3 protein-coding genes are annotated in these 3,921 nt (G+C 77.1%); all 3 read right to left on the reverse strand.

What is annotated here, in order from left to right; translation table 11 throughout:
- Window positions 1–243, reverse strand: a 243-nt coding sequence (locus TR46_RS45495) for an acyl-CoA carboxylase subunit epsilon (RefSeq protein ID WP_152626921.1), incomplete at its 3' end; no start/stop codon positions are given.
- 45 nt (window positions 244–288) lie between these two features.
- The gene (hisC, locus tag TR46_RS36870) at window positions 289–1,398 is read right to left on the reverse strand and encodes a histidinol-phosphate transaminase (protein WP_042411333.1); all 1,110 of its coding nucleotides are present in this window, start codon (window positions 1,396–1,398) and stop codon (window positions 289–291) included.
- Window positions 1,395–3,587, reverse strand: coding sequence for a condensation domain-containing protein (locus tag TR46_RS36875; protein WP_052433451.1), 2,193 nt, complete (start codon window positions 3,585–3,587; stop codon window positions 1,395–1,397). The genes hisC and TR46_RS36875 overlap by 4 nt, the downstream gene beginning before the upstream one ends.
- Window positions 3,588–3,921 lie beyond the last annotated feature (334 nt).

Genomic DNA, 3,921 nt, shown 5'->3' on the forward strand with positions numbered 1-3,921 from the left:
CCCCGGGGGGGGCGTCGCCCCCGACCGCCGCGACCACCGCGAGCCGTTCGCCGCCGGCTTCTCGCGGACCTTGCGCCTGGTGAGCAACACCACGACCAGCGCGGCCAGTTCATCGTGATCGACCTGTCCGCGCTCGATGCGCAGGAGGCTTTCCTCGGCGTCCAACGACCGTCTCCTTCTCGGACTCGTGGCTGGTGGCTCGTGGCTGGTGGTACCTCCGGGCGGGCTTCCCGTCGAAGACAAGACCGGGTGGTCTGTGCCTGGTGCTGTCCTGTCGCCAGGACGGCCTCAGTCGGCGAGCTCCTCGCGGAACCGCTCAGCCGCCCGCAGGAACAGGTCGTTGGCCTCGGTCTCGCCGATGCTGACCCGCAGCCCCTCGCCCGCGAACGGGCGCACCGTGACGCCGGCCTCGGCGCACGCCTCCGCGAAGTCGGTGGTCCGCCCGCCCAGCCGGAGCCAGACGAAGTTGGCCTGGGTGTCCGGGACGGTCCAGCCCTGCGCGGTGAGCGCGGCGACGACCCGCTCGCGTTCCGCGACCAGGGCCGCGACCCGCACCAGCAGGGCCTCCTCGGCGCGCAGCGAGGCGATCGCGGCGTCCTGGGCGAGCTGGCTGACTCCGAAGGGGACGGCGGTCTGCCGCAGCGCGGTGGCGACCGGCTCGTGGGCGAGGGCGAAGCCGACCCGCAGCCCGGCCAGACCGTACGCCTTGGAGAAGGTGCGCAGCACGCACACGTTGGGACGGTCCCGGTACAGCCCGATGCCGTCGGGGACCTCGGGGTCGCGGACGAACTCCCGGTAGGCCTCGTCCAGCACCACCAGCACGTCGGCGGGCACCGCGTCCAGGAAGCGCTCCAGCTCGCCCCTGCGGAGGGCGCGGCCGGTGGGGTTGTTGGGGTTGCAGACGAAGACCAGCCGGGTCCGGTCGGTGACCGCGGCCAGCATCGCGTCCAGGTCGTGCGACTCGTCCTCGCGCAGCGGCACCTGCACCGGGACGGCGCCGTTCATCAGCGCGAGGTACGGGTAGGCCTCGAAGGAGCGCCAGGCGAAGACCACCTCGTCGCCGGGGCCGGCCGTGATCTGGATCAGCGACTGGGCGACGCCGACCGAGCCGGTGCCGACGGCGACGTGCGACTCGGGGACGTCGAACCGCCCGGCCAGCTCGGCGACCAGCCCGTCGCAGGCCATGTCGGGGTAGCGGTTGAAGCCGACCGCGGCGGCGACCGCCACGTCGAGCACGCCGGGCAGCGGCGGGTAGGGGTTCTCGTTGGACGAGAGTTTGAAGGCCGGGACGCCGTCCGCGCCCCGGGCCGGCTTGCCGGGTACGTAGACGGGCAGCCGGCGCAGGGTCTCCCGCAGCCGCGGCCCCGGTCCGGGGCGTCGGTCGTCGGTGCCGCTCACTGTGGTCTCCTCGGTGTCGTGCCGTCCGCCGGGGAGGTCCCTGGCAGGTCGTGCTGGTCGGTCGGTCCCGGGTCCGCGGGCCGCCGGGCGTGTGCCGCGGCGGCCCGGAGCGTCCGGGCGAGCAGGGCGGCGCCGGCCGCGCCGCCGGTGGTGACCACCACCGGCGGGGGCCGGCCGCCGTCGGCCGCGAACAGCCGGGTCAGCTCGCAGGCGGCGACACCGCCGCCGGTGAGGGCGCCCAGCACCAGGGGGGCGCCCGGGTCGAGCAGCCGGCGCAGCGCCGGGTAGCGCGCGCCCGGGCCACCGGGCAGCGGCCGCAGCAGGACGACTGCGGCGGCCCCGGGGAGTACCCCGGCGAGCAGGTCGTAGCGGGAGCGGGGCACGTCGGGGCTCTGCACCAGGCAGACGGTGCCGGCGCCGGGGCGGCGCGCGGGGCGCAGGGTGACCAGCGCGGGCTCGGCCCGCGCGGCCGGAGCGGGACCGGGCGCGGCGGCATCGGCCGGGCCCACCGGTTCCACCGGGTCCACCGGTTCCACCGCGTTCGGCACCAGGTCCGCGGACAGCAGGTCGAGGGCCTCGCCGACCGTCGTGAACCGGTCGCCGTACTGCGGCAGGATGCTGAGCAGGGTGACGCCGCGGGCCAGCAGCTCGCCCACGTCGGCCGGCCCGGTCCGGTCGCGGGTGGCGGTGAGCACCAGCCTGCCGTCGTCGTCACGGTGGGCCACCACCGTGACCGGGAACGCCGTGCCGGCCCCCCAGGGCATTGGGCGGCCCATCCGGATGCCCTGCGCGGCGCACTCCGGCTCCAGGTCGTCCGGCCAGCGGGGACGGTCCTCGAAGACCAGCAGGCTGTCGGCCGGGTCGTCCACCGTGCCGGTCCAGGCCCGGACCTGCCCGGCGGAGACCCAGCCGTACGCGGCCATGTCGACGGCCCTGTCCCGTAGTTGGGCGAGCAGGGCCGGGACGGTGGCGCGCGGGTCGACCTCCACGGACAGCGGCAGCGGACTGCACAGCGCCCCGGGCAGGCGCTCCACCCCCTCGAACGGGATGCCGCGCCCCGACACGGCGACGTTGAAGCGCACCGCCGCCGCGCCCCGGCCGCCCCGTGCCCGGTACAGCAGCAGCGCCCACACCGCCTGCAGCACACCGCTCACGGTGCTGCCCCGCAGCGCGGCCCAGGCGTCCAGCCGGTCGGTCTGCGCGCGGGTGAGCCGCAGCCGGGTGCGGCCCGCGTCGGCCGGCTGCCCCGGTGCGGCGCCGGAGAGGACCGGCAGGACCGGCGCGGACGGCAGCGCCCGGGTCCAGTAGTCGCGCGCGGCGGCGGTGTCGCGGCCCGCGAGCCAGCGCGCGTAGTCCTCGGCGTCGGGGCGGCGCACGCCGCCGGGCAGCCGGCCGTCGGCGAGGTAGGCCCGGTAGAACGAGGCCAGCAGCAGGTGCGTGCTCCAGTCGTCGAGCAGCGCGTGATGGTAGGTGAGCAGCACCCGGACGGTGGGAGCGCCCGGCGCCGGCGGGGTGTCGCCGCCGAGGACGGTCAGCCGCAGCGGTCCTGGAACGCGCGGGTCGACGCCGCGCAGCCGGTCGCGTTCGGCCCACCGCTGCCAGGGCCCGGCGCCGGGCGGGATCCAGCGCACCTCGGGGGCCACCCGGTCGCGGACCACGGTCCGCGGCGGCGACCCCTCGTCGAAGGCCGCCCGCAGGACGGCCTCGCGGTCGAAGACCGACTGCCAGGCCGCGGTGAAGCGGTCCAGGTCGAACGGTCCGGACCAGGTCCAGCTGAGCTGCTCGACGTGGTGCCCGCGGCCCGGGTGGGCGTCGGCGTCGGCCAGCAGTTCGCGCTGGACCGGGCCGGCCGGGAAGGATCGGGCGGCCGCCCCGTCCGGGGGCCGGCGGGTGAGCCGGTCGGCGAGCAGGCCGACCGGCGGCTCCGGCGTGCCGGGGGCGTCCGAGGTCAGGCGCAGGGTGTGCCGGGCCGGCCCCCGGCGGCGCAGCCGGCTCCGCCAGACGGGCGCGCCGGGGTACTCGGCGGCGATACGGTCGAGCTCTGCTTCGAGCAGGGCCCCGTCCAACGGGCCGTGCAGGGTCAGGACCGGGACGGCGTACGGGGGCAGCCCCGGGTCCACGACGACGCCCACCGGCCCGTCGCAGGGCGGGGACTCCGGTGCCGCTGGTGCGGTACGGCCGGCGGTCATCCTTCCTCCCCTCCCCCTGCGCGAAGTCCCTCTGCGCGGAGCCTGTGCGCCGAGCCCCAGCGGCGCTCCGTGGGGGAACGCGCGCCGCTGGGGAGTTGCTCGGGGGACGGGCGGTCATCGCCGCGCCCGTCGCCCGCCCTGGGAAGGTAACCGGACCGCGGGGACCGGCCGCCGGTTCTCCAGCCGCTCTGGAGAGCTCCGCGAGAGGCGCCGCCGGACGCCGGGGTTCCGCCAGGCGCCGCAGGGTCGAGCCCGGACCGCGAATCGGTCGAGAGCCGCTCAAGGCGGACATTCCCCGGACCCGCCGCCACCACGTGACACCACCGAGGCATCA

The organism is Streptacidiphilus carbonis (assembly GCF_000787775.1).
In the GTDB taxonomy this organism is placed as follows: domain Bacteria; phylum Actinomycetota; class Actinomycetes; order Streptomycetales; family Streptomycetaceae; genus Streptacidiphilus; species Streptacidiphilus carbonis.